General features: G+C 74.1%; 3 protein-coding genes. 2 read left to right on the top strand and 1 reads right to left on the bottom strand.

The genetic code is table 11. The features are described 5' to 3' along the window. Nucleotides 1-15 precede the first annotated feature (15 nt). Nucleotides 16-408, bottom strand: coding sequence for a DUF2237 family protein (locus tag SACPADRAFT_RS27530; protein WP_007027422.1), 393 nt, complete (start codon nucleotides 406-408; stop codon nucleotides 16-18). 164 nt (nucleotides 409-572) lie between these two features. Between SACPADRAFT_RS27530 and SACPADRAFT_RS0213235 the strand changes: the two genes are divergently transcribed. Further along, nucleotides 573-1,184 carry a DUF421 domain-containing protein gene (locus SACPADRAFT_RS0213235; protein WP_007027423.1) on the top strand — a complete coding sequence of 204 codons (612 nt, stop codon included), beginning with the start codon at nucleotides 573-575 and terminating at the stop codon, nucleotides 1,182-1,184. A gap of 20 nt (nucleotides 1,185-1,204) precedes the next feature. Next, on the top strand, nucleotides 1,205-1,988 hold a 784-nt coding region (locus tag SACPADRAFT_RS27525; protein ID WP_007027424.1), incomplete at its 3' end, for a DEAD/DEAH box helicase.

Raw genomic sequence — 1,988 nt, 5'->3', positions numbered from 1 at the left:
TGTGCCGCGCGTCGTCTAGAGCAGGCCGCCCGGGTCGGCGGGCACGTCCACCGCGTGTTCCCGCAGCCGCTCCAGCGGGACCTCCTCCAACGCCCGCTCGTGCGTGGCGGCCAGCACGACCGGCGGCGCCGCCCCCGCGTCGTCGGCCTCCCGCCAGCGGGCGGCGCAGACGCACCACCGGTCACCGGGGGAGACCCCGGCGAACCCGTACTGCGGGACCGGCACGCGCAGCTCGTTGCCGGACCGGGCCTGCTGTTCGAGGAACTCGGCGGTCGCGACCGCGCACACCGTGTGATTGCCGAGGTCCTCGGGTCCGGTGTTGCAGCACCCGTCCCGGTAGAAGCCGGTCACCGGATCGGTGCCACAGGATTCCAGTTCACCGCCGAGGACGTTGCGTTGCGCAGCCATGTCGCCAGGGTGCCACGCCCGCGTGCCGCGTGGCTCGGCTCGGCCCGGCCACCCGGGGGACACCGGGTGGCCGCGGAGCGCGGTTCCCGGTCGGCGGCGTCACCCCGTGGCGCGTTATCTACGCTGGTGAGGCGTCCGTGCCGAACCGAGTGAGGAGGTGTCGCGTGGTCGCCTCCTGGCAGACACTCGCGCTCGTCGCCGTGTCCACCGTGGCCATCTATCTCGCCCTGATCGGGTTCTCCCGGGTGGCGGGGCTGCGGTCGTTCTCCCAGATGACGAACTTCGACTTCGCCGCCACGGTGGCGTTCGGGTCGATCACGGCCACGACCGCGACCAGCCCGGACATCTCGCTGGCGCAGGGCGCGCTGGCTCTCGCGGTGTTGTTCGCCACCCAGAGCCTGCTCGCGTACCTGCGGAAACGTCCCAGGGTGGAGCGTCTGGCGGACAACCGTCCGCTGCTGCTGATCCAGGACGAACACGAGCTGAGTGAGAACCTCGACCGGGCGCAGATGACCCGCAACGACCTCTACGCGAAGTTGCGCCTCGCCGGGGTGACCCATCTGGACCAGGTCGACGTGGCGGTGCTGGAGACCACCGGCGAGGTGTCGGTGCTGCGCGTCGATCCCGACGGCCGCCGGGTCGATCCCCGGCTGCTCGCGAACGTCGAGGGCAGCCGGACCTCGTCGACCATCGACCCGCCCGCGCCGTCCGAGGCGCCCGAGGACCCGGGGGCGCCCGAGGTGTCCGGCTCGTCCCTGGGCACCGAGCACGACTGACGCCGAATACGGTGCCGGGGATGACACCGCACGTGCCCGAGCTTCCCGACCTGCCGGTCCGCCCGTACCTGGGCACGATCGGCGACGAGTTGGACCGCGGCGGGACCGGGGTGCTCGTGGCCCCGCCCGGCACGGGCAAGACGACCCTGGTGCCGTTGGCGCTGGCCGAGCGGGGGCTGCGCGTGGTGGTGGCCGAACCGCGCCGGCTGGCGACCCGCGCCGCCGCGGGCCGGATGGCCGAACTGCTCGACGAGCCGGTGGGCGAGCGGGTCGGCTACGCCGTGCGCGGGGAGCGGAAGTCGTCGCCGCACACCCGGGTCGAGGTGGTCACCTCCGGGCTGCTGGTGCGCCGGTTGCAGTCCGACCCCGAACTGCCCGGCGTCGACGTCGTCGTGCTGGACGAGTGCCACGAGCGGCACCTGGACGCGGATCTGCTGCTGGCGCTGCTGTTGGACGCGCGCGCCGGGCTGCGGCCCGACCTGCGGGTGCTGGCCGCCTCGGCCACCGTGGCCGGGGACCGGTTGGCGGAACTGCTCGGCGACGGGCACCCGGCGCCGGTCGTGCGGGTCGACGGCCACACCCACCCGGTGCGCACCACCCACGTCACCCCGGAACGCAAGGAGCGCACCGAACAGACGGTGGCCCGCGCGGTGCGCCGGGCGCTGGACGAGCAGTCCGGGGACGTGCTCGCCTTCCTGCCCGGTGCCCGCGAGATCGCCCGCACCGGCGGCCTGCTCGACGACGAATCCGGGGTGGACGTGCTGCCGCTGCACGGCCGGCTGCCCGCCCGGGACCAGGACGCCG

The organism is Saccharomonospora iraqiensis subsp. paurometabolica YIM 90007 (genome assembly GCF_000231035.2).
Classification (GTDB): Bacteria; Actinomycetota; Actinomycetes; order Mycobacteriales; family Pseudonocardiaceae; genus Saccharomonospora; species Saccharomonospora paurometabolica.
This window is presented reverse-complemented; position numbering and strand designations above follow the sequence as displayed.

Excerpts from the sequence above, each read along its gene's own strand:
- SACPADRAFT_RS27530 (WP_007027422.1), bottom strand. The coding sequence starts at position 408 with ATGGCTGCGCAACGCAACGTCCTCGGCGGTGAACTGGAATCCTGTGGC.